The sequence below is a fragment of the Membranihabitans marinus genome, from assembly GCF_021729155.1.
In the GTDB taxonomy this organism is placed as follows: Bacteria; Bacteroidota; Bacteroidia; order Chitinophagales; family Saprospiraceae; genus Membranihabitans; species Membranihabitans marinus.
The window spans coordinates 84884-110042 of the sequence record NZ_JAJQYA010000009.1; the positions used below are offsets into that span (position 1 = coordinate 84884).

Genomic DNA, 25159 nt, shown 5'->3' on the forward strand with positions numbered 1-25159 from the left:
CTTGATTTATTAATTTGCTAGTTCAGATAAAAATTTAATTCGTACCAATCTTATTTCATTCGCATTGATATCCTCTTCTTCCAACTCCCCCACTGCTAACTCAATAGAATCTGACTCGGATTCCAAGAAATAATCATAGATATCTTCAATGACGTATTCGTCAATATTTTCTTCGATATAATAATCTATGTTAACCTTTGTACCGGAAAACACGATCATCTCCAATTCCTCCAACAACTCATTGTATTCCATATTATTGGCTGAGGCTAAATCTTCCAAATCCATCTGCTTATCAATGCCTTGAATAATGGCTACCTTGGCTTTGGACTTATTGGCCATGGTTTTAATTACAAAGCCGTCAGGTCGAATGATATCGTTTTCTTCAACATAGTCGTTGATCAATTCCAGAAAAGGTTTGGCATATTTTTGGGCTTTTCCCATGCTCACCCCTGAAATTTTAGTCATATCCTCCATAGTCAATGGATACTGAGTAGCCATATCTTCTAAAGAATTCTCCTGAAACATCACGTACTTTGGTACTTTTTTTCTCTTGGACTGACTATCGCGCAATTGACACAACATCTTAAACAGAGTATCATCTAATGCTCCTGCTCTACTGCTGGCATAATCCACTTCATTTTCCTCCATGGTCTCATAGCTGCGATTGATACCCAACTTGATCTCATGAGGCTTTTTGATAAAAGCCCTGCCTTCGTCCGTCAATTTCAACACCCCATAAGTCTCTATATCTTTGACGATAAATTTCTTAAGAATGCCCTGTCTAAACATGGTATTCCAAAAATCTTTACCTTTTGCTTTGCCTTTGCCAAACCACTTGTGCTCATCCAATGAAAAACTTTTCAAAGTCTCATTTTCTTCCCCCATAATAAAGGTCACCAACATTTTGGCGGTATAGTTTTCCTTAAGAGAATCTATTACACTGAGTCCGTGTTTCATCTCCTTGGACACCTCTATTTTTTCTGCGGGATACCGGCAATTATCACACATTTTGTTGCATTTGTCTTCGGAATAGCCTTCTCCAAAATAATTCAACAAAAATTCTCTTCTACACTCAGCGGTTTCGGCATAATCCATGACTTCCTCCAACAATACCGTCCCCATTTCTCTTTCGGCCACGGGTTTGTCCCTTAAGAACTTCTCTAGTTTCATTAGATCTTTGGGGGCATAAAATGCCAAGCAATTGCCCTCTAGACCATCTCTACCTGCACGTCCTGTTTCTTGATAGTAGTTTTCAATACTTTTGGGCATATCGTAGTGAATTACAAAACGCACATCGGGCTTGTCGATTCCCATACCAAAAGCTATGGTGGCACAGATGACTTTGACGTCTTCCATTAGGAAGGCATCCTGAGTTTTGGCTCTAGTAGTGGCATCTAATCCAGCGTGATAAGGAGCTGCATTAATATTGTTCATCTTCAGGGTTTCTGCCAATTCTTCCGTAGTCTTCCTGTTTTGAACATAGATAATCCCCGAAGGACTGCCCATGTTTTGAATATATTGAATGACTTCCTTCATGGTATTCTGCTTATTGAGCTTAGGCCGAATATCATAATAGAGGTTTGTCCTATTGAAGGACGACATATATTTATTGAAATCTTTTAAGTGAAGATTTTTGATTATATCGCTTTGCACCTTGGGTGTGGCGGTAGCAGTCAAGGCAATTAAAGGGATTTCGTCTCCTATGGCATCTACCATAAATTTGATCTTTCGATATTCAGGTCGAAAATCATGGCCCCATTCTGAAATACAATGCGCTTCATCGACAGCAACCAATGAAATCTTAACAGAACTAAAGAAATGCAAATACTCCTCTTTAGTCAAGGTCTCCGGTGCTACATATAATATTTTGGTATCTCCATTTAATAAATCTTCCATCACTTGCTTGATCTGAGTCTTGTTCAAGGATGAATTCAAGAAATGAGCTATTTTATCCGACTGACTGTAACCCCGAATTAAATCCACCTGATTCTTCATTAAAGCGATCAAAGGGGATATGATGATAGCCGTACCTTCTAATAGAATAGCAGGCAACTGATAACACAATGACTTTCCTCCGCCGGTTGGCATAATAACAAAAGTGTCCTTACCTCCCAAAACACTCCTAATTATAGACTCTTGCGGTCCTTTAAATTGGTCAAATCCAAAATATTGCTGAAGTGCATTCTGCAATGTTTTTTCTTTTGATTCCATAATTGATATTTTATGACACCTAATTGATTTCGTTTACCTTTGTTGGGGTTGTCTCAATTAATTTATTTAATTTTCTTGAAAAATTATAACAAAAGTGAATGATTGTATTTAAATCCATCCTAAATATAGCAATAGACACTTTAAAAAAGGAAAAAAAAACGATTGAAGATCTTATCCCCTTCATCGAAGGCCCTTTTGAAGAGGCCGTTAAAGCCATCTATTATACTAAAGGTAAGCTAATTATTACAGGAATTGGGAAAAGTGCAATAATTGGTAAAAAAATAGTTGCCACTTTAAATTCTACTGGAACAATTGCTACTTTTTTACACTCTGCAGACGCAATTCATGGAGATCTGGGCATCATACATCCCGATGACACAGTACTTTGCATATCAAAAAGCGGAAATTCACCGGAAATACAAACTTTAATACCGATACTAAATAAATTTGGCAATACTCTAATTGGAATGACGGCTAATCCATCATCGATTTTAGCTAAAAACAGCCAATATTTAATTTATACTCCAGTGAGTGAAGAAGCCGATAAAAACAATTTAGCTCCAACTTGCAGTACCATAGCTCAAATGGCCATGGGAGATGCTGTAGCCATGTGTCTGGCCGAACTCAATCAATTTGATAGAGATAAATTCGCCAAATTTCACCCCGGAGGGCAGTTGGGCAAGGAACTACTGACTAGAGTAAAGCATTTAATGATATATCACGATGTTCCAAAGGTTTATCCTTCAGACAATATTGAAAAAGCAATCTTGGAGATGACGGCCAAACGACTGGGAGCCACTGCAGTATTGAACGACAATGACGACATCATCGGCATAATAACCGATGGAGATTTGAGAAGAATGTTAATGCAGCCAGATTTTAGCCTCAAAAAATCAGTAGTAGAGGTCATGAGTCAAAACCCTATATGTATCACTGAAGATGAGATGGCGACCCAAGCCCTAAAACTGATGCAAGAAAAGAGTATCACTCAATTAATAGTATTGGAAAAAAACCAATACAAAGGTATGATCCACTTACACGATTTAATTAAAGAAGGATTTTTAAACCAAAACAAATATGATATTTCCGATCGGCGATGACAATATTCACGGTGGAGCTAAACCATTTATGACATATTTATTTTTAGGAATAAATTTTCTAATATTTATTTATGAATACAGTTTAAATGAAGTTCAATTACAAGAATTCTTTAATGTCTATGGCACCATTCCTAGTCAAGCCATGAGAGGAGAGAATTTATACAGCCTACTGACCAATATGTTTTTACATGGGGGTATGGCTCACTTGGCCGGAAATATGTTGTTTTTGTGGATTTTCGCTGACAATGTCGAAGCCGTTATGGGATCGCTATCTTTCACTCTGTTTTATATAGTAGGCGGAATTGTGGCTTCACTGACCCATATTTGGATGAATATGGACAGCTTTATACCCAGTCTAGGTGCCAGTGGAGCTATCTCTGCTGTTTTGGGCACTTATTTAGTACTATTTCCCAGATCGCGTATAAAAATGATCTTTATTATTTTCTTTATGACCTTCTACATATCTGCCTTATTTTTTATTGGATATTGGTTTTTACAACAGTTTTTGTCGGTATATTCTGAGCAAGGTGATATGGGAGCGGCCTCTCAAGGCGTAGCTTGGTGGGCACATATAGGTGGATTTATATATGGAATTATCGTAGGATTGTTTTATAGAAAAAAAGCATCGAAATTTGAATTTGAACGCGAGTATCAGGCGCGATCTAGTAATCCGTGGAGAATACAGTAAATAATACAAATAGGGTTTCACCCACATAGACTTGCAAGGTATTTTCAACCAAACAACTCACCATGATCATCCAAAACACCGTCCATTCCATCGCTTTTTTTCGTTGACGCTGACCGATGATATACAAAGCATAGAGGGCTATACCTAAACCTATGAAACCACTTCCTGCCCACCAGGTAATAAACATATTGTGGATGACCTTGGATAACACTATATTGTCTTGGATTTGAAATTTCAAAGTCATTTCATCTAAAACATCGCCCAACCCTATGCCGAAGATGGGATGTTCTTGCCCTATCTCAATGCCCATGGCCATGGTTTTAAACCTAACCGCATCCGAATAATAATTCCATGCAAATCCATCCATATTTTGAATATCTTCTATCCAATATTGCCATTTGGCCTGCAGAAATGGAAAATAAATCATAGATATTCCAACAGCCAAAATTAGGGATAGCATGACCGTCAGTCTATTCGAACGCCAATGCTCCCACTGCCTCCACAGATAAATAACTAAACCAAAATAACCTATGACAATTCCCGACCTCACTGCGATAAAATGCAATTCGAGAAATACCACAACGGCGGCCAATCCATATATCCAAGGCCGAATAGTAGAATCCTTCCCTGTCATCCATTGATGGATAGACCATATAGCAGTTACCGCAATAATCAGGCTGGTCCTGATATGATTGTTGGGCAAGGCAAGAGAACCACCAGACTTTATAAGTTCAATGATCTCCTCGTTTTTAAATATAAAGAGCCCCACAATATACAATGCTAAAGTAAGGCTCGCCCACAAAAACTGATGAAAGACAAGATTTCTATTTCTCGATAAAAGCAATTTATTTTGACCGTAGGAAATAGGATAGACCAATAATGGCATACTCACATTGATTAAGTGAATCCAATGACCGGTATTATGAGTCCAAAATCCAGATACCACCACCAAGGCCAACAACATAAAATAGGGATGATATTTACTGCCTTCAACGGTTTCGGAAGGACTGGATACCTTTATTATGATACCGACTGCCAATAGGGCTACAATGATGGACAAGGCGGCCTTAGAAAAAACCATAGCCCAAGGAGTCAATACCCACATCGACAAAACCATGAAATCCAACTTTTGTCGGAGGGCATGCTGTTTCCCTTTCTCCATTACAATCAATTAATTTTTCTCACTAATCCACGGTTAGATACACAAAATTATAAATACCTAGGATTAATTTCAAGTTGATAAATCATCAATCTCTTTCATTGAAGTTAATAAAATTATACCTTTGCAGCTTTACATGGGTAATATATAGATTAATATTATGGACGCCATCAGTCAATTACAAGAATATCGATTAGAAATCGAGAATGCAAACTTTGAAAATCTTACTGATTTAGAAGATTTTAGGATAAAATTTCTGGGCAGTAAGAATATTCTTAAGCCGCTTTTTTCTCAAATAAAAAATATTGCCCCAGAACATAGAAAGGATTTTGGGCAACAAATTAATGCGGTAAAAGGCTTGGCAGAGGATAAATACCAAAGTCTGTTGAAGACTCTGAGTTCAAAAGAAATCAAAGATTCATTTAGCAATCTGGATTTAACTCGACCTGGTACTACAGAGGCCTTGGGTTCTCAGCATCCAGTATCAATAGTGATGCAAAGAATTATAGACATATTTTCCAGAATCGGTTTTTCCATCGCAAGCAATAGAGAGATAGAGGATGAATGGCATAATTTCACGGCATTAAACACTCCGGAAAATCACCCAGCCAGAGACATGACGGATACCTATTATCTAAAAAATGATTGGACGAGGATGTTGCGTTCTCAAACCAGTACGGTACAAGTCCATGTGATGGAAAATCAAAACCCTCCCATTCGGATAATTTCTCCGGGACGTGTGTATAGAAACGAGACCGTGTCTTCAAGATCCCATTGTCAGTTTCATCAAGTAGAAGGTCTGTACATAGATAAAGATGTGTCCTTTGTCGATCTAAAAAATACATTATTATATTTTGCTAAGGAAATGTACGGCAACGATGTCAAAATCAGACTTCGCCCTTCATACTTTCCATTTACTGAGCCCAGTGCTGAAATGGATGTGTATTGGGGATTAGAAACCGAAGCCGATTATCGAATCACCAAGGGTACAGGATGGTTGGAAATAATGGGATGCGGTATGGTTGATCCCAACGTATTGCGCAACTGTGGTATTGACCCCGATGAGTACAGTGGTTTTGCATTCGGTATGGGGATTGAACGACAAGCTATGAGAATGTTTGGCATTACCGATATTAGAATGTTTTTTGAAAATGATGTGCGATTCCTCAATCAATTTAGATCTGTCAATATATGAAGGTAGGATTGCCGAAAGGGACCAGAGATTTTGGCCCAAATGAGATATACAAGCGTCAGTATATTTTTTCAATTATAAAAAAATATTTCCGACTCTATGGATTTGCTCCTATAGAAACACCAGCCATGGAAAACTTAAGTGTTTTAATGGGTAAATATGGTGAAGAGGGAGATCAATTGTTGTTTAAGGTACTCAACAATGGCGATTATTTAAGTAAGGTATCCGATGAAGTTTTACAGACCAAAGACAGCCAAGCTTTGACGAAGGAGGTGTCTAAACGGGGGTTAAAGTACGATTTGACCATTCCATTTGCTCGGTATGTAGTCATGCATAGAAACGAAATCAACCTTCCCTTCAAACGATATCAAATTCAACCGGTGTGGCGGGCCGATCGACCGCAAAAAGGAAGGTACCAAGAATTCTATCAATGCGATGCCGACATTATCGGCTCCGAATCGCTTCAGTATGAAGCGGAGCTTATCCAGCTATACGACGAAGTATTTAAGACCTTAAAATTACCGGTAGAAATTCGTCTTAACAATAGAAAACTCTTAACTGGGTTAGCTGAAAAAATTGGGGCTGCTGAATTGCTCAACCCCATAACCGTAGCCATTGACAAGATTGACAAAATAGGTAAAGAGGGAGTCAGTAAAATCCTTACTGGTCTAGAATTAAGCGCGGAACAAATAGATAATATCTTTGAATTTCTAGAATTAAAAGATCTAGCAGAGATTAAAGTCTTTTTTCAAGACATTGAAATAGGGATGAAAGGTCATGAAGAATTGACAGAAATACTGTCTTTCCTATCCAATACTGAATTGGAAAATGAATTAATCATCGACTCTTCCTTGGCCCGTGGACTAAATTATTATACAGGAGCTATATTGGAAGTAAAAGCAAAAAATTCAAAAATAGGCAGCATCGGAGGAGGAGGTAGATACGACAATTTAACTGCCGCTTTTGGCGGTGAAAATCTCGGGGGAATCGGAGTTTCCTTTGGAGCAGAACGCATCTATGACGTTTTAGAAGAAAATCAACTGTTTCCTGCAGAAATGCAAGTGCCTCCGGTGATTATTTTGACACAGAGTCCTGACTATCATCAATACGGATTTCAATTGTTACAACAATTGAGAAAAAATGAAATTATCTCCGATTTGTATCCAGCAGGAGATAAAATGAAAAAACAGTTCAAGTACGCCAATAATATAGGTGCAAAATACGTAATTATAATCGGCGAAGAAGAAATGAGTCATCAATTGTTGTCCATTAAAAACATGGAAACTGGTGAACAGAGCAAAGGCACATTAGAAGAAATTACATCAATTATTTTATCCTAAAAATCGATAGCATTGAAGGACTTAACCCTAGAAGAAATTCGACATAAGGTAGAAACCGGTGAATTGACATTTGTTCAGGTTGCTGAATATTATTTGGCTCAAATAGACGCTCACGCCGATCTCAATGTTTATATTGAAGTATGGCAAGAGGACTGTTTAGCCCAAGCCAAAGCATTGGACGCCAAGTTGGCTGCTGGACAATCTCTAGGGGCGCTAGCTGGAGCATTTATATCGGTAAAAGATGTTATTTGTGTTGCAGGTAGATCCGTAACAGGGGGATCGAAGATACTTCAATCATACAAATCACCCTTTGATGCTACTGCCATAGAGAGGATAAAGGAGGCGGATGGCATATTGATTGGACGGACCAACTGCGATGAGTTCGCTATGGGATCGGACAACAGAAATAGTTATTACGGTCCTGTGAAAAACATGATAGGCCAAGATAAGGTACCAGGGGGATCATCTGGAGGGTCTGCTGTATCCGTGCAAATCGACAGTTGTCTGGTCGCTTTAGGATCTGACACAGGAGGTTCGGTGAGACAACCCGCAGCCTTAACTGGAGTTATCGGTCTCAAACCCACTTATGGAAGAATTTCTAGATATGGATTATTGGCCTATGCCTCATCTTTTGACCAAATCGGCTTAATTGGTCACAATGCCAGCGATATATTGGCCGTACTCAATGTTGCCAAAAACACCTGTGCAAACGATGGCACGGTTAGTGAAATGTCCAATAACCCAGTAGACCTAGAAGAAGTCGGTGAAAAATTAAAACTAGGCATTATGGCGTCGGCCTTTGAGCACGAATCCATCAATGAAGAAATCAAAGAAAAGTCTCTTGAATTTATCGAAGGGCAGTTGGCAGTCAATCACGACATATCACCAGCTAGTTTTGACTATCTGGATTATGTAATCCCCACCTATTATATACTCACCAGTGCAGAAGCTTCTGCCAACCTTAGCCGTTATGACGGCATCAGATATGGCTACAGAGCAGAGAACAGTGAATCCTTGGACGAATTATATTGCAATAGTCGAACCGAAGGATTCGGACCAGAAGTAAAACGCAGGATAATCACGGGTACTTATGTACTATCCAGTGGATATCACGATGCCTACTACAAAAAGGCGCAAAAAGCGAGAAGATTTCTCGTAAATACTTTCGAAGCATTAATGGAAGAGTACGATGCCATCATTGCACCGATTACACCAAAACTTCCTTGGGGTATTGAGGAAGAGATCTCGACGGTTGATTTATACCTATCAGATATATTTTCGGTACTTCCGAATATTATTGGGTATCCAGCTATTTCTATCCCGATTGGCCATTCTAAAGAAGGCTATCCGATAGGAATCCAAATAATTACAAAATCCTGGAATGAGAATAAACTGTTAAAATTGGCGAAAGAATTCAGTTTAGAACACCAATTATAGGGATTCAACCGTTTAATCCAGGTAAAATTTATTACATTTGCAGCTTAATTAACAAGTACAATTACATATTATAAATATTTTTAAAGTATATTTGCCTATAACTTAAACCTGTACATTTTCTTCACCAAAAATTCTTTATGAGAAAAGGGCTGTATTATAGCATTATTAGCATTTTTTTATTCCAAAACAATCCAATTGTTGCTGCCGATTTGAATGGGTCAGACAATGAAAATGTATTGGAATTGCAAATTTCTGAAGATATTGATGGATTACATACCATCATTCCTGTCTTTGAGAAAGGGCGTGCCATTAAAATAAGTAAACCCTATTTTAAAATTTACCCTGGTTACACCGAGCACTTAATAGGACGTGCAATGGTGTATTTCCCAGTCATTGAAGAAGTACTTAGCAAATACGACTTACCTGATGATTTAAAGTATATTCCATTTTTTGAATCGGGTTTACGACCGGATATCATATCCTCAGCTGGAGCGGTAGGATTATGGCAATTAATGAAATACACGGCCATGAATTACGGATTAACCGTGAATGGCGAATTGGACGAACGAATGGATTTTGAAAAGGCAACCGATGCCGCAGCACAATATTTGAAATCCCTATACGACGAATTTCAAGATTGGTCTCTTGCTCTTATGGCCTACAATGCAGGTCCATATAGAGTAAAAAAAGTTTTGAGAACTGTCGATCGTTCCAACATGGATGAAATCATTCGACGAATGCCATCCGAAACTCGGACATATTTAAGTAAAATCATAGCTGCCAAACTTATATTTACAGCCTATGACTCTTACAAAATTGTACCTGAAATGCCATCCCCTAGTGAGATACATTTAAAAACGATTCAACTAGAAAAGGGCTTTAGCTTGACCAGTCTGGCTAAGGAATACAAGGTATCAACCAATGAATTGGCTTCTCTTAATCCCCACATTAAGCAAAACTCCGTGTACAATTCCAAGAACAGTTTGGTTAATATACGGATACCCTATAGCCAAAATAATGAAAATCGTTTCCTAAAGACCGAGCATTATTTCAAGGATGTTGATGAATTGAAAAAAGTAGCGAATACATTGAATTTAAACTACCGTTATATTTTAATGAGTAATGGCTATTTTACGAAATCGGTATTTAGAGCGGGTTTGTTAACATTACAAATACCCCGAAATCAGTATATGGAAATTATGCAAATCATTGGTCCATCTGCCTTACCAAACCTGCAGAAACCGCTGTTGACCATTGATCATAATCCCATATATTTAAATAATAAGATTGAGAGCAAACGAGTAAATGAAAATGTGGAAGACGACACCTTCCGTTATTTTCTACAGCCTAGAGAGACTTTGATTGATGTTGCGACAAAATTTAACATTACTATCGAAACTCTATTGAAGCTCAATCCATCAATAACCAATACCATTATCCAAAGCGTGGTAGTGCCACGTCAGGTTAACACAATGGTGCACTTATAATAAAGATCTAGGTTAATCTACAACCTTTTAACAAAAAAGGCAGTTCCTCTTCAATGAGTGGAACTGCCTTTTTCTATATCCGCTATTATACCAATTACGTATATAATTGTCGGTTATATTTCGAATTAATGTTTTAGAGTCACGACTGAATGAAGTAGTCTGAAAGACTACCAAATGCCCATTGAGGGCATTTGGTGAAAGAGCCGAAACCTCCGTGTTTCGGGTGGGTTGGTAATGCGACTTTCAATACAGCCAATGGAAACGCAGGGACAACCCACGCTCGGCACAGTAAAGATTATCATGAAGTTGTATTAATATCAAGCCTTGGTGTAGAGACATGACGAACTGTAGCTAAATCATCTTAATATAAGAGAGTTTTAGACAAAAAAAGGCCGGGACTCAAAGTGAATCCCGACCTATCCAAACAAGTTCTAACCCCATGAACATGTCTCTTTTTTAACTTATCTCAATTTTTTTGACCTCATTGGTCTGCGCTTTTTCTGCCTTTGGCAAAACCAGAGTAAGTACTCCGTCTTTTATATCAGCTTGAATTTCATTCTTCACTATATTTTTACCAACAATAATAGATCGGTAAAAAGTTTCTTGACTAAATTCTTTCAAATGAACTTTGTCACTTGTTTCTGTTTCGCTCACTTGTTCTCGTTTGCCGCTTATCTTCAAAGTATCTTGTTCCAATGTAATCTCTATTTCGTCTTTAGTCCATCCTGGAACAGAAACTTCAATATTATAAACATCATCTTTCTCGATAATGTTCATTGGAGCAGAATTATTTCTTAATTCCAATTGTTTTTTGTAAAAGGATGTAGTTGGAACTTGGTCCAAAAAATTAAAAAACGGATCAATTATTCCACGGTTTCTTTGATTGGCTATCAGTCTCATACTATTCAAAATTTAAATACTATTAATTAATTTATTTTTTAAAATTCATTTTCGTATTGGATTTTAAAATCCCTTAAGGTGATCAAGCTTATTGAATTTTTTTACCCACATACACTTCAATCAATGCAATTAAAAGACCAATTCCTTTTTTTGATCAATTTGACAGTTATTTATAAAAATAACACGACATTATGTCAGCCACAACCCGAAACCAATGCCATTATGTCACTTTATCGCAATTAATCTCATTGCAACATAGATTGTTACCGAATTATTGGATAAAGACCAAAATGTAATAAAGGCCATGAATACTGAGCTATGGAAAATCATTGAAGAAAATTTTCGTTTCCTCCAACTATACCTAGAACAAACCCTAGTTTGAAATATTATTGATGGTAAATTGATGTATGGAATAAAAGATCATAGAAGAACAATTGAACATTTACTTCTTGAAAAAGAATAGAAGATTGACAGATGTTGGATAAATTTGAAAATGAAACATTAAATAACATATCATCGTCCTTTTGTATTTTTCAGTCGATCCAAGTGTTGTGGATGGAGGAAAAATCCAAATGGTCTTTTTGACCTCATATAATTATACACTTAAGGGATAAGTCCATTTCACCTTTTCCCAATCAGTCAATGTATAGACATTATCGAGGTTGTGAATGGAGGAGACTTTGAGTGATGTTCCATATTTCTTTCCAATTATTCAGGCTTTTCTACTCTACCCCACTTTTTCGTTTCCATACCACTGACTAGCACTGAATAATACGGTATCCCTAAAGTGACTAATTATATATTACCAACTCCCTCTCAGCCTATTTCTAGCCATATCCACAATAGCTACTCTGGCAAAGTAAAACTTTAAACTATGGCTTTATTATCTCTAAATACATGGATGGAGGAAAAATCCAGATGGTCTTTTTGACCTCATATAATTATACACTTAAGGGATAAGTCCATTTCACCTATTCCAAATCAGTCAATGTATAGACATTATCGAGGTTGTGTATGGAGGAGACTCTGAGTGATGATCCATATTTCTTTCCAATTATTTAGGCTTTTCTACTCTACCCCACTTTTTCGTTTCCATACCACTGACTAGGACTGAATAATACGGTATCCCTTAAGTGACTAATTATATATTACCAACTCCCTCTCAGCCTATTTCTAGCCTTATCCACAACAGCCATAAAAAGATCCTTAACCTATACAAAGGCTCATCCGTATCTCAATTCGATTCTCTTTTCTCCCTTAAAATCTACTGAAAGAAAAAATCGCTAGATATGAGCCAGATAGAGTAATCACTTATTGAATAAACAAAACTGAATATCATTTAAAGGAAAAAACTAAATTGTGTACTATCAATCATACCCCTTAGCAAAGGATATAGGGGAAACAACTTCACTGTGTAAGGACTAAAACCACAATGAGCATTGAAAACTATGCGGGAACTTTAAAAAAATCGGCCAATTCTGAAATATGACCTAAAACATGATGTTGCTTTAACTGGCTGCGACAATGTCCTTCAACTTGACATCCTGTAACCACCAACTTAGAATCTGGAAAAATCGTACTCAATTGATTTAAATAACTTTGGGTAGACATGGTTTTAAACTCTGTGTGAATCATGGTTAATATACAACATGGTTTCACCTTTTGTGACACCGCAGCCAAATCATCAAAACTCAAATTCAATCCTATATTTAACGTTTGAAAACAATTGAACTTACACACATACTCCATATACGCTAGGTATAATTCTTGAAATTCACCAGAAGGCAAAAAGATCAAGACCTTCCCCCTCTTATCACATGCGGGAACATCCATTCCTTCGATGGCAGTAATCAATTTCTTTCGCACAATTTGAGTGACAAAATTTTCATGAGCCTGATTCAATGTACCACACATATACAACAAAGCCGAATTTTCAATAAATGGAAATATATAATCAGAAACCGCCTTCATCAATCCGTGTTTCTTCCCATAATTATCTAATAGGGTCGTAAACTTTTGCTCATCAAAATCGAGAACAGCAGCGGTTAAACAATCCTGACGCAATTCTATATTTTGATCATTTTCCCCCAATTTAGTCAATTTACGGGCACGTTCACATGTAGACATAGTGGCTATCTGGCTGATCTTGTTACCATTATTATAAAGCAAGACCACATCTAATAATTTCTTTAAATCATCTTCGGTGTAATACCGAATATTAGAAGGTGTTCGCTTGGGAGTAATCAGGGCATACCTTTTTTCCCACATTCTAATGGTGTGGGCTTTTATGCCAGTAATGGTTTCTAAATCACTTATTGAATAATTAATCACAGGTCAATATATTTTTAATGCTTTTACAAGCCAATAACAATAGCCTCATTACTCAGATAACTATCCAAGATATTTTAATGTACTCTTTCTAAAAAGACTATGATGTAAACCCCAAAGTTATATTTTTGTTTATTTTTTAGATCACAATCCGTTGATTTTATCTAGGTTAATACGGAATTACTGCACAATCTCGTTCAGAATCAAAACAATCTAGAAAGGCGATTGGTTACTATAATTGAAAATGATTATCTTACAATTATGAAAATAGGAATTGTATGTTACCCCACCTATGGTGGAAGCGGAGTTGTAGCTACTGAAATAGGGATGGGCTTGGCCGAACTAGGTCACCAAATCCACTTTATATCTTACAAACGACCAGCTCGATTGATATCCTTTCACGAGAATATATATCACCACGAAGTGACTCCAGTAGATTACCCTCTATTCGAATACACTCCCTATGAAAGTGCTTTAACGAGTAAAATAGTAGACGTGGTAAAATATTCCAATTTGGATATTTTACATGTTCACTACGCCATTCCCCACGCCATAGTAGCTTACTTGGCCAAATCAATTTTGCAATCGGAAGGGATCAATATCCCCATTATTACCACCTTACACGGTTCCGATATAACTTTGGTCGGCAAGGATAAAACATTTTCTCCCGTTGTTACTTTTAGTATCAATCAAAGTGATGGGGTCACTGCAGTATCAGAACACCTGAGAAATGAAACCCTAAACAATTTCGATATTACCAAAGAAATTAAAGTCATCTATAATTTTATAGATTTTAAGCGATTTCACTGGACCAATAAAAATCACTTTAAGAAAATGTTTGCCCCTGAAAATGAAAAAATCATGGTGCATATATCCAATTTCAGAAAAGTGAAACGGGCTAGTGACGTAGTCAAAGTGTTTAAAGAAGTACACGACCGTCTACCTTCCAAACTATTAATGATTGGAGATGGCCCCGAACGTCCCAACATAGAACGCATGTGCCGTGAAGTAGGTCTATGTCATGAAATTAGATTCTTAGGTAAGCAAGATGCCATTTCTGAAATCCTAGCCATTTCCGATGTATTTGTACTTCCCTCGGCCAACGAAAGTTTTGGACTGGCGGCTCTTGAGGCCATGGCCTGTAAAGTACCGGTTATTTCAACGAATATAGGTGGAATTCCCGAAGTGAATATCGAGGGAGTTACTGGATTTTTAAGTGATGTCGGCGATATAGAAGACATGGCTAGAAACACCTTGAAAATATTGGAAAATCCAGAATTACACGAATCCTTTAGAAACAATGCCTATTTAAGAGCCAAACAATTTGATCTTAAAAAAGTACTTCCGATCTACGAAAACTATTACTTAGAAATTATCGAAAATTATAAAATCTCGATTTAATACCCTATACAGTTATAATATCTAACTTCAGTACCTCTATTGAGCAAGACTAGATCCTCAATATGGATGACCTTCATTCAACCATGTCTTTACGGCATAGGGTGATTCCTCTAAATATTATTATAGCTTTTTGTCACTTTGACGAATCATGATTTGTATTCTGAACAGTACCTATACCCATCAATGAAGTAAAAATATTTTGCCCACTTGAGTAAATGGTGATAAGGATTCATCCGAAGTAGCAAATACCAAATAAATCCCGCCTTTTACCTGTTGTCCATCTCTATCCAAACCATCCCATGCCAGTTGTCCTCCTACTGCCCGTCTCTCGTAGATCAATCGCCCATCTAATGATGTTATTCGCACCAAAGCATTATTGCTCAATTCCTTAATACCTATTTGACCGCCGAAGGTTGGGGGAACGGGATTGGGATAAACCACGGCTTTTTTTCTATCTACAAATTTAGTTTTGGTAGCTTCTGCCCGATAGGACAATAAGCCCCCTTCTGTCGATATATATACTTCTCCACTTTCTTCATCAATGGCTATATCATTGACAATATTGGAGGGTAATGGAGAATTCGATGTCGTAAAATGATGATCTATGTTATCGGTATTGCTATTGATTACGTATACCCCATTCTCAGTACCAAACCACTTCCGATTACCCGGATCGATAGCGATGGCTCTTATGTTTTCATCGCCCAATAAAATACCGGGAACATCGTCAATTTCAATGATGGGCTTTCGTCCTGCACAAATAGACTCCAGTGCTACACTTCCACAATCAAACCGCACCGGCCCACTTTGAGTTCCCACCCATACTACACCGTCCAAATCTACTGTAAGTTCGTTAATCTGAGCATTGTCAAACAAAGTAGCGTCACTACTATTGGGCAATATCAATCTATATTTGTCATCTGCATCGGTATTCCAATCTCCTAAATCGACAATCACTATTCCCAAATTTCGTACATCCATCCAGACAAAACCCTGACCGTCGACCACCAATCCTTCAATATTGGTCTCTACAGGAGAGGGAAAACTATGCCAATTTCCGTCCGATGTATAGACAACTATGGGGCGTGGTGCATAGTGATTGGCCATCCAAATATTTTTGGAGTCATCGATAAAGATATCGGAAACCCGAGTTCGCCCAGGATGAAAAACAGAATTTTGCAAACTAGAATTTTCTTCGTCAAATACCTTTATTTCACCATCCTTATAAACCACAACTCCGTCCCAGAAACTGCCAAAATACACCTCTTCTGTTTCCCCATCTACAGCTACACAAATAATATCTCTCATATCTCTTTCTTCCAGTTCGGCCACAGTATTTCTTCCATACAATTGCCATTCTCCAGATTCGTTGGTAAAAAATCCATCCTCTCTAAAAAGATTGTTATATATCTGATTGACCCCGCCTGTAGCACCGTACAACGAACCATTGAAAACACTCATTTCCGATAAAAAAAGAGAAGGCAATCCGTCGATAGATTGAAAATGACAGTCGCCGTCTTTGTATTGGCCTATTCCTTCGTCTACGACATAATAAAAACCCCCTTCTCCTTGAAAAATTATATCTTCCAATCCAGATAAACAGGGATTAAAAGTTTGCACCAATTGATTTCCATCCCACTCCAACACATTATCAAAATCATTAATCAGCAACAGACTGTTGACTTCGGGAACTAGTTTTTTAATCGGTCGAATCACTGGTATTCCAGAACCGATCAACACGGCCTGATTTTCATCCCATTTCATCACCACACCATCGGAAAGTGTATATATTTGGTTTTTCCACACCACCATTTCATCAATAGGATTTACCAATCCCAAAGGATAAACCGTCCAATTGGCGATATCTGCAAAATTTTGATCTAAAATCAATGAATATTGGTATAAATCATCGGCCGATACAGCAACCAAAGATCCGTTATCCCCATTGACTTCTAAATCCAATATTGACGATTGACTAAATAAGGTAGAACCAAATTCATGTGCCAGCAAATCAATTTGAACCACCCCAAAACTGGTGGCTAAAAAAGCAAAATTCCCACTGGAAACGATATCATTGATTCTTTTGGATTCGATAATATTGGCATTATTCTTTATCCCATTTAGGTTGACTACTCTGTCTTCAGTAACAATATCAATATTACCATTTTCGTATCCTATAATCAATGTTTTTATGTCATCTACATAAGTTGAGGTAGAAATACCTATATCAGAAAGACCATTTACCTTGTTCAATGTTTGCTCTTCCCCATCCTCTGGATAATATAGTGTAACTTGATAAGGATTGGTGGCGATAATGGAATTCTCCCCTTTACTTATTTCAAAATATCCTTTGGCTGGAAAATAACTTTTCCAATCTCCCAATCCATAAAATGAATTTTCCTGTCCATACAACTTGAATGAACAGGAAAATCCCAATACTATTAGCAATAATAAGTACCTTGTATATCTAATCATTTACGAAATAAATTTCCAAATATTTTCATTCCCATACCAGCAACGTCATCGGCGATGCTACCGTCACCATCTTGATCCAAGATAGAATTTAAAAAACTTGTTTGCTGTGAATTGTTGGAATTCATTGAACCCATTACCATATCCAAGATGGAACCCAATCCACTACTTCCTTGACTAGAATTTTTAGCTTTCCCTAGGGCTCCTAAAATAAAGGGCGCCAATTTAATAGCCATAGACTGCAACTGATTTTGTTGTACTCCAGTAGATTTGGACAATGAATCGAATATCTGACTTTGTTTACCACCAAAGATATGACCTAAAATCCCTGCCCCATTCAATGTTCTGCTATTGGTATTGGAACTACCTCCGCCCAATAAATTGCCAAGTACGTCATCAAAAATAGAACCGTCATGATCCTTCTCTATAGCGTTATTTAACGACATCATACCTTCAGGTGTGGAAGCATTCTTTCCGATAGCAGCTACCATAGTTTTCATTAAACTGTCCATGGCCGATTCCGTCTTTGCTTTGTCTTGTATGCCAATTTGTTGACCTAATTCTGCAACTGCTGGTTCTGAGAGGTTTTCAGTAAGTATATCCAAGATGTTTTTCATAATAAAATTAAATTTAAAAATTAATGATAAAAAATTTACCTTTTTACCATTCACCGCAGTCACAGCTGACCCACAGGATGGCTTAATATATTGTATTAACCAAAATAAAATATTGCTAAGCTTATATATTACAATGGCAGTATTTCGCACACATCAAAAGACAACTATAAACAGAAAGCTTTTACAACACTCAATAGTTCCATCCGTTAATGTATAAATAAATTTCAATAAATTTATGAAAAATACAAAAACCAAAGCTTCATGAATATAAACACCAACCTTGCTGGCAAATCCTCTACTCAGATAAGCGCAAAAACCTGGTATTTATTATGTCTTCTATTGTTTATGACGGGGCTAATGCAAAAAGGTTACAGCCAAGCTAAAGGCTGGGATCAATTGTCCGATATAAAAATAGAAAAAAAATACAACGAATTCTTAGGTTTTGAAATGGATATTCCAATTTTTTCTCCTGCAGTGCAAAAATTAGAGGGTAGCACCATTACCCTGGAAGGATTTATCATCCCCACCGCGGGCTACAAAAGCCATTCCGAATTTATATTTTCTGCATTGCCTTATAATCTTTGTTATTTTTGTGGGGGAGCAGGGCCAGAAACCGTCATGGAAGTGAAAGCCTCAAAACCCATTGAATACACGGCTGAAAAAATTGTTCTTCGTGGAAAGCTCCACCTAAACGCTGACGACCCCAATAGATTGATGTTTATATTGACTGAGGCAATACAGCCTTGATTTTGTTACCAAAAGAAACATTATGAATGGGTTAACCACAAGAAACCTCCTACTTTCAACTATCCTAGCTATATTTTTTTCAAATGTCTATAGTCAATCTAAGATAGACAGTCTTGTTATAGAGCGTTTTCAATTGGAAGATAGTGTCGAGTGTTTTCTAATTTTCAATTCACAAGTAGAGGCCATTGAAATCGATGACAATTTGAAAAAAGAACAGAAGGCTGAGATAGTTTACAATCACCTCTCCTCTATATCTCAGACTACTCAATCATCTATTATCGACAGTTTAATCCAATGGAATATTCCATTCAAAAGTTTCTATATCGTCAATGCGATCAAGGTAAAAATCGATAGTCATCATCTGGAATCATTGACAAGAGATAGCGCAATAAGTACTGTTGTTCCGGATTTCACTGTAGCTGTTTCCCAAATCACCGAACCTACATTTAATGTAAGGTCAAGTGAAAAATATCTCAATTGGGCCATAGAAAAAATTGGAGCAGACCAGGTTTGGAAACAAGGATATACCGGGAGAAATGTAGTTATCGGCGGTCAAGATACTGGGTACGAATGGGATCATTACCTTCTCAAGAACAAATACAGAGGTTGGATATCCAATGACAGCGCTGACCACAACTATCACTGGTACGATGCCATCGCAGGTCCCAATCCCATTCACCGTGATTCGGCCAACATTCCGGAAAACACACCATGCGGCTTTGGAAATTTGTCCCCATGTGATGACAACGGGCACGGAAATCATACCATGGGCATAGCATTAGGGTCGGGCAATGGAGACAGCTCCGGTATAGCACCAGGAGCACAGTGGATTGGGGTAAGAGTGATGGATCGCGGCTATGGTCAATTATCCACCTATCTATCTGGCCTACAGTGGTTTTTGGCACCTACCGACATCTACGGAAACCATCCGCGTCCAGAATTGGCTCCCGATGTGATAATCAATAGCTGGTCCTGTCCCCTAGTGGAAGGTTGTAGAGCGAATAATTTCTATTTATTGGACTCTGCCATCAATCGATTGACAGAATCAGGGGTTTTTGTTGTAGTATCTGCGGGCAATGAAGGTAGAAATGGTTGCGAATCTCTAACCACTTATCCAGCGATATTTGAAAACAGTTTTACCGTAGGTGCATCTACCGAATCAGACAGTATTGCCGACTTTAGCAATCGCAGTCCCAACATAGAAAACGGAGTCAAACCAGAAGTTGTAGCTCCAGGAGTAGGCATCCAATCGGCCTTCTTAAATGGACAATTGAAAACACTGTCTGGGACCAGTATGTCTGGACCAGTGGTCGCTGGTGTTGTCGCACTAATTATTGAAGCCAATCCAAGTTTGGCAGGGAAGGTCGATAAAATTCGTAAAATTCTTATCGAATCAACCTACGAAATAGAAGACAATCCTTGCGGACCGATGGCCTCTCCCAACTCGGTCTATGGTTATGGTAGAATAGATGCATTCAAGGCTGTTCAATTAGCCCAAGAAGTAACCACTCATGAAACAATTTTTACAAAAAACCCTATTGTCAAAATATATCCCAACCCCATACATTCGGGTTTTAATATAGATTTTGGGTTGATAAATAGTGAAATTAAATTAGATATCATAAATATAAATGGAAGTATTGTATTTAGTAAAAAGCTTACAAATACCAAAAACCACTACATTAACATAGAGTTTTTAAAAAACGGTATGTATTTTGTACGGTTAGTACAAGACCAAGGATGGACAATCCATAAAATAATAAAAATTTAAGAATAAATAATCGAACCCAAATTCAAGTGGTTTTGTTTTATTCTTTAAATACTATATATATTATGGATGGGTAATCTAAAGATACCGATTAGCAAAAAAAAACACTATGAAAATAAACTATTTACTATATCCATTACTATTTAGTTTCTGTTTTATCAATTCTGGAAATTCTCAAAACAATGTCGGGAGAAGCGCAGAAGATATATGGATAGACTCCATGTACAATAATATGAGTCTTGAACAAAAGATAGGCCAGCTTTTTATGATTCGGGCTCATTCTGACAAGGGACAAGATCACGTTGAATCCATAAGCCAGCAAATTAAAAAATATAAAATAGGAGGTTTATGTTTTTTTCAAGGCAGTCCAGAAAAACAAATACCCCTGGTCAACAAATTTCAATCTGAAGCCGATATTCCTTTGTTTGTATCTATGGATGCGGAATGGGGGCCAGCTATGCGATTTAAAGAAGACGTAGTCAATTATCCCAGACAATTGTTATTGGGTGCCATTCAAGACAACGATTTAATCTACAATTTAGGACAAGAAATTGGCCGACAATTAAAACTGATTGGCGTCAATATTAATTTTGCACCGGTAGTGGATATTAACAACAATCCTCTCAATCCCGTGATCAACGATCGGTCATTTGGTGAAGACAAATTCAATGTCACCGCAAAAGGATATATGTATATGAAAGGAATGCAAGACAATGGCATATTGGCTTGCGCCAAACACTTTCCCGGTCACGGAGACACAGACACCGATTCCCACAAGGATTTGCCCGTAATTAATCACGACCTCGCTCGTCTGAAGAATATCGAACTCTATCCATTTACCGCATTGGCCAAAACCAAGCTTGCTGGGGTAATGGTAGCTCACCTCAACATTCCTGCTTTGGACGATAGACCCAATATTGCCACCACTCTTTCTAAACCTACGGTCACAGGATTGCTCAAAGATTCTTTGGGATTTGAAGGACTGATATTTACCGATGCCCTAGAAATGCAAGGGGTAAGCAAATATTGGCCCAATGGGGAAGTAGAATTTAAAGCCTTCGAAGCGGGCAACGACATATTGCTCCTGCCCAACGACTTGCCTTTGGCCATTAATAGAATCAAGCAAGCCATTGAGAACAATGAAATACCAGAAGAAAGACTGGCTTCAAGTGTCAAAAAGATTTTGAAATATAAATATGAGTTGAATTTAACCAAAACACCAGCTCCTCTAGAGGTGGCAGACATAGGAGAAAAAATAGTTACACCCTATGCTCAAAACCTAAAAAAGGACTTAATCAATGCTTCCATTACTTTGGTTCGCGACCAACCCAAGCTATTGACTTTAGTAGGAGGAAATTCCTATACCAGTATTGCTATCGGTGAATCGGGCAACAATAGATTTCAAAACACATTATCCAAGTATGCCAGTATCAACTCGTTAAGGGTAAATAACGATGGAGATTTAGCAAAAATAAAATCCAGCGTCAAAGAAAAAGACCAAACCTATATCATCAGTCTTCACTGTAAATCTCGATATGCTTCTAGTCAATTTGGCCTATCTACAGAACAAATCAATTGGGTCAATAAAATGGCCAAAAACAATAAGGTTGTTCTAGTCGTTTTTGGAAGTCCATACGCATTAAAGTATTTTGACAATGTGAACACAGTTATATGTGGCTACAACAAGGATGATATTACCCAAGAAGCAGTAGCTAATGCGCTGTTTGGCAAACTTCCGTTCCGAGGCAAATTACCGGTTTCCGCTTCTCCTTTGAGTCCATTCAATCAGGGAATCACCACAGCGGCCCACACCATATTGCAATACGGCCAACCTGAAACAGTGGGTATCAACAGTCAATTTCTTCAAAAAAAAATTGACTCTCTCGTGGCCAGTGGAATCCGTGAGGAAGCCTTCCCCGGTTGTCAAATCATCATTGCCAAAAACAATTACGTAATTTATCAAAAGTCTTTTGGGCATCACACATATAGAAAACTCCTCCCGGTCTCCCAAGACCACATATATGACTTGGCTAGTATTACCAAGGTGGCAGCGACCACAGTAGCCATGATGAAATTATACGAACTGGGCTTAGTCTCCCTGGATGACTCTATAGGCACTTATATCCCTATGTTGCACAACACCGACAAATCTCCATTAATTATCAGAGATATTTTAGCCCATAGAGCAGGTCTGCAAGCCTGGATACCATTTTATCAATCGACGATGGAGAAAGGAAAAATTCCATTAACCAGTCCCGTCTATTACAGGGATGAGGCCAATGACACTTTTTCCATTCAAGTTTGTGACAATTTATATTTGCGCAATGACTATCCCGACACCATATATCAAAAGATAATCGATTCTCCACTGCGCCCGGGACAGGGATATAAATACAGCGATTTGGGGTTTTATCTTATGGCTAGATTGGTAGAAAATGTAACAGGACAGCGCTTAGATGAATTTGTAAAAGAAAATATTTACGATCCGTTGGGATTGAAAAACACTTCATTTCAACCCTATAAATATTTCCCTAAAAATGACATCGTTCCCACGGAGAACGACAAATATTATCGCAATACTTTAATTCAAGGCTACGTACACGATATGGGCGCGGCCATGTTGGACGGAGTCAGTGGTCATGCAGGTCTTTTTTCCAATGTATACGACATGACAGTACTATTCCAGATGTTATTAAATCAAGGCAGTTATGGCGGAGTACAAATATTCAACCCCCAAACCGTGGCTACTTTTACGACTAGGCATCCCAAAAGCAAAAGAAGGGGTCTTGGATTTGATATGAAAAATCTTGAAGCCAGTAGTAGAAGTTTAAATACAGCCGAATTGGCCGGGGACGAGACCTTTGGCCATCTCGGATTTACGGGTACAGCTGTATGGGCAGACCCAAATTACGACTTAGTTTATGTTTTTTTATCAAATAGAACCTATCCCAACTACCCCAATCGTCCAAATTTGTTAAGTTTACATAATTATCGTTCTAAGATACAGAATACCATATATGAAAGCATGGACGTACATCAATCATTTCCAGATATAAGTCAATAAATGTCGATATCTAATTCAATTGCTTGGAAATATTTTTTCAAAAGAAAAAACAATCACTTTATAAATTATATAAGTGGATTGAGCATTCTCGGTCTCACTATAGGTATATCCGCCCTTCTCTTAATCACCTCTGTGTTCAATGGATTTGAAGATCTCTTAATGAACATGTACAGCCAGACCAATGCCGACCTTTCCCTATCCCCAGCACAAGGCAAGACTATCGAATTGTCCGGGAAAGAATTAACACAACTCGGAGAAATTCCGGAAGTCATATCAGCTGCCCCCACCATTCACGAAACGGTACTATTTGAATACGACAACAACAATTTGGTCACCACATTATATGGTGTGCCCGAAAACTACTTTGAAGTAGTCGACCTCCGACCATTTAAATCCATGGGAGAACTCGACCTACGAACAGATGGTGTGGATCGAATCATACTAGGATCCAATTTAAAAATCAATTTGGGCGTTGTGCTTAACGATCCTTTTAGAACCCTGCAAACCTACTTCCCCAATCGAGATAAAAACACCTTTCTGGGCAAAAAACTGCTTAAAAAACAAAGCATTTCACCGATTGGCACTTATACTGCTTTCAAAGATGGCTCTGCCAATACTGCATATGCCCCTATAACCTATGTACAGCGACTCGTAGGCTACCCCGACCAAGTCTACTCAGGAGTTGAATTCAAAGTAAAGCCAGAAGCAGATTATAAAATTCTCAAAGAAAATATAAGAAAACTATTGCCCAACCACGAAGTCATTTTACTGGACAAATTCGAGCAAGACGCCGATCTTTACAAACTAATGAATATCGAAAAATGGATGGGATTTGCCTTAGTCTTATTTACCTTGATATTGATCGCCTTTAACCTCATAGGCTGTATCTGGATGATCGTCATTGAAAAGCAAGACAATTTTCGGATATTAAGGGCGATGGGGGCTAAAAAATCAGACATCAAGAAAATAGTCTTTAAATTGGGCAGTCTTTATGCCCTTACCTCCATAGCGGTGGGAACGGTCATTACTCTGACCATCTATTTTTTACAAAAGACCATTGGCTTAGTCAATATGTCTGAAGGTTTCATGGTAGAACAATATCCCACAGCCTTGGCATGGCAAGATTTTGCATTGGCTTATCTGGCAGTATTGACGATATGCCTGTTGGCTGCATGGCCGAGTGCACAAAGAGCTGTGAATCTAGCATATCGTGAAAAAAAATAATAGTATATTTACATTAATAATAAT

The 25159-nt window shown here is 37.9% G+C and carries 17 protein-coding genes; 11 read left to right on the forward strand and 6 right to left on the reverse strand.

The genetic code is table 11. The features are described 5' to 3' along the window. Positions 1–9 precede the first annotated feature (9 nt). Positions 10–2211, reverse strand: a complete 2202-nt coding sequence (gene recQ, locus LVD51_RS07985; protein ID WP_236970689.1) for a DNA helicase RecQ — start codon at positions 2209–2211, stop codon at positions 10–12. Between the two features lie 98 nt (positions 2212–2309). On the opposite strand from recQ, the gene LVD51_RS07990 reads away from it, so the two are divergent. Continuing rightward, the gene (locus tag LVD51_RS07990) at positions 2310–3311 is read left to right on the forward strand and encodes a KpsF/GutQ family sugar-phosphate isomerase (RefSeq protein ID WP_236970690.1); all 1002 of its coding nucleotides are present in this window, start codon (positions 2310–2312) and stop codon (positions 3309–3311) included. Further along, positions 3289–3999 carry a rhomboid family intramembrane serine protease gene (locus tag LVD51_RS07995; RefSeq protein WP_236970691.1) on the forward strand — a complete coding sequence of 237 codons (711 nt, stop codon included), beginning with the start codon at positions 3289–3291 and terminating at the stop codon, positions 3997–3999. Before LVD51_RS07990 ends, LVD51_RS07995 begins: the two co-directional genes overlap by 23 nt. Here LVD51_RS07995 and LVD51_RS08000 read toward each other — a convergent pair. Then, the gene (locus LVD51_RS08000; protein WP_236970692.1) at positions 3974–5161 is read right to left on the reverse strand and encodes an O-antigen ligase family protein; all 1188 of its coding nucleotides are present in this window, start codon (positions 5159–5161) and stop codon (positions 3974–3976) included. The two genes, LVD51_RS07995 and LVD51_RS08000, sit on opposite strands and share 26 nt — an antisense overlap. 157 nt (positions 5162–5318) lie before the next feature. On the opposite strand from LVD51_RS08000, the gene pheS reads away from it, so the two are divergent. The 4 genes from pheS to LVD51_RS08020 all read left to right on the forward strand — a co-directional run bounded on the left by pheS (position 5319) and on the right by LVD51_RS08020 (position 10614). Continuing rightward, a complete protein-coding gene (gene pheS / locus LVD51_RS08005; RefSeq protein WP_236970693.1) occupies positions 5319–6353 on the forward strand; it encodes a phenylalanine--tRNA ligase subunit alpha in 1035 nt (344 codons plus the stop codon). After that, positions 6350–7690 carry a histidine--tRNA ligase gene (gene hisS / locus LVD51_RS08010; RefSeq protein ID WP_236970694.1) on the forward strand — a complete coding sequence of 447 codons (1341 nt, stop codon included), beginning with the start codon at positions 6350–6352 and terminating at the stop codon, positions 7688–7690. The genes pheS and hisS overlap by 4 nt, the downstream gene beginning before the upstream one ends. Positions 7691–7702: 12 nt before the next feature. Beyond that, positions 7703–9127 carry an Asp-tRNA(Asn)/Glu-tRNA(Gln) amidotransferase subunit GatA gene (gene gatA / locus LVD51_RS08015; RefSeq protein WP_236970695.1) on the forward strand — a complete coding sequence of 475 codons (1425 nt, stop codon included), beginning with the start codon at positions 7703–7705 and terminating at the stop codon, positions 9125–9127. Between the two features lie 137 nt (positions 9128–9264). After that, positions 9265–10614: a transglycosylase SLT domain-containing protein gene (locus LVD51_RS08020; protein WP_236970696.1), complete on the forward strand. Its 1350-nt coding sequence runs from the start codon at positions 9265–9267 to the stop codon at positions 10612–10614. A 456-nt stretch (positions 10615–11070) separates the two neighbouring features. Here LVD51_RS08020 and LVD51_RS08025 read toward each other — a convergent pair whose 3' ends face one another. Continuing rightward, a complete protein-coding gene (locus LVD51_RS08025; RefSeq protein WP_236970697.1) occupies positions 11071–11514 on the reverse strand; it encodes an Hsp20/alpha crystallin family protein in 444 nt (147 codons plus the stop codon). 1446 nt (positions 11515–12960) lie between these two features. Then, complete coding sequence (locus tag LVD51_RS08030; RefSeq protein WP_236970698.1) at positions 12961–13845, reverse strand: MerR family transcriptional regulator; 885 nt, start codon at positions 13843–13845, stop codon at positions 12961–12963. A gap of 258 nt (positions 13846–14103) precedes the next feature. On the opposite strand from LVD51_RS08030, the gene bshA reads away from it, so the two are divergent. Beyond that, a complete protein-coding gene (gene bshA, locus LVD51_RS08035) occupies positions 14104–15243 on the forward strand; it encodes an N-acetyl-alpha-D-glucosaminyl L-malate synthase BshA (protein ID WP_236970699.1) in 1140 nt (379 codons plus the stop codon). Positions 15244–15423: 180 nt separating this feature from the next. Here bshA and porZ read toward each other — a convergent pair whose 3' ends face one another. Then, a complete protein-coding gene (gene porZ, locus LVD51_RS08040; RefSeq protein WP_236970700.1) occupies positions 15424–17718 on the reverse strand; it encodes a type IX secretion system anionic LPS delivery protein PorZ in 2295 nt (764 codons plus the stop codon). Next, positions 17715–18332 (reverse strand): DUF937 domain-containing protein, encoded by a 618-nt coding sequence (locus LVD51_RS08045; protein WP_236970701.1) that lies wholly within the window; start codon positions 18330–18332, stop codon positions 17715–17717. The genes porZ and LVD51_RS08045 overlap by 4 nt, the downstream gene beginning before the upstream one ends. A 261-nt stretch (positions 18333–18593) precedes the next feature. On the opposite strand from LVD51_RS08045, the gene LVD51_RS08050 reads away from it, so the two are divergent. From LVD51_RS08050 to LVD51_RS08065, 4 genes are all read left to right on the forward strand, one after another. Further along, positions 18594–19079, forward strand: a complete 486-nt coding sequence (locus LVD51_RS08050) for a hypothetical protein (RefSeq protein ID WP_236970702.1) — start codon at positions 18594–18596, stop codon at positions 19077–19079. A gap of 22 nt (positions 19080–19101) precedes the next feature. After that, entirely contained in the window at positions 19102–20850 is a 1749-nt protein-coding gene (locus LVD51_RS08055; protein WP_236970703.1) for a S8/S53 family peptidase, read from the forward strand. A 106-nt stretch (positions 20851–20956) separates the two neighbouring features. Next, entirely contained in the window at positions 20957–23911 is a 2955-nt protein-coding gene (locus tag LVD51_RS08060; protein WP_236970704.1) for a glycoside hydrolase family 3 N-terminal domain-containing protein, read from the forward strand. Then, a complete protein-coding gene (locus LVD51_RS08065) occupies positions 23912–25135 on the forward strand; it encodes an ABC transporter permease (RefSeq protein WP_236970705.1) in 1224 nt (407 codons plus the stop codon). Positions 25136–25159: the final 24 nt, after the last annotated feature.

Excerpts from the sequence above, each read along its gene's own strand:
- LVD51_RS08055 (WP_236970703.1), top strand. The coding sequence starts at position 19,102 with ATGAATGGGTTAACCACAAGAAACCTCCTACTTTCAACTATCCTAGCT.
- LVD51_RS07990 (WP_236970690.1), top strand. The coding sequence starts at position 2,310 with ATGATTGTATTTAAATCCATCCTAAATATAGCAATAGACACTTTAAAA.
- LVD51_RS08045 (WP_236970701.1), bottom strand. The coding sequence starts at position 18,332 with ATGAAAAACATCTTGGATATACTTACTGAAAACCTCTCAGAACCAGCA.
- LVD51_RS08020 (WP_236970696.1), top strand. The coding sequence starts at position 9,265 with ATGAGAAAAGGGCTGTATTATAGCATTATTAGCATTTTTTTATTCCAA.
- pheS (WP_236970693.1), top strand. The coding sequence starts at position 5,319 with ATGGACGCCATCAGTCAATTACAAGAATATCGATTAGAAATCGAGAAT.
- LVD51_RS08025 (WP_236970697.1), bottom strand. The coding sequence starts at position 11,514 with ATGAGACTGATAGCCAATCAAAGAAACCGTGGAATAATTGATCCGTTT.
- LVD51_RS08050 (WP_236970702.1), top strand. The coding sequence starts at position 18,594 with ATGAATATAAACACCAACCTTGCTGGCAAATCCTCTACTCAGATAAGC.
- hisS (WP_236970694.1), top strand. The coding sequence starts at position 6,350 with ATGAAGGTAGGATTGCCGAAAGGGACCAGAGATTTTGGCCCAAATGAG.
- bshA (WP_236970699.1), top strand. The coding sequence starts at position 14,104 with ATGAAAATAGGAATTGTATGTTACCCCACCTATGGTGGAAGCGGAGTT.
- LVD51_RS08065 (WP_236970705.1), top strand. The coding sequence starts at position 23,912 with ATGTCGATATCTAATTCAATTGCTTGGAAATATTTTTTCAAAAGAAAA.
- porZ (WP_236970700.1), bottom strand. The coding sequence starts at position 17,718 with ATGATTAGATATACAAGGTACTTATTATTGCTAATAGTATTGGGATTT.
- LVD51_RS07995 (WP_236970691.1), top strand. The coding sequence starts at position 3,289 with ATGATATTTCCGATCGGCGATGACAATATTCACGGTGGAGCTAAACCA.
- LVD51_RS08060 (WP_236970704.1), top strand. The coding sequence starts at position 20,957 with ATGAAAATAAACTATTTACTATATCCATTACTATTTAGTTTCTGTTTT.
- recQ (WP_236970689.1), bottom strand. The coding sequence starts at position 2,211 with ATGGAATCAAAAGAAAAAACATTGCAGAATGCACTTCAGCAATATTTT.
- LVD51_RS08000 (WP_236970692.1), bottom strand. The coding sequence starts at position 5,161 with ATGGAGAAAGGGAAACAGCATGCCCTCCGACAAAAGTTGGATTTCATG.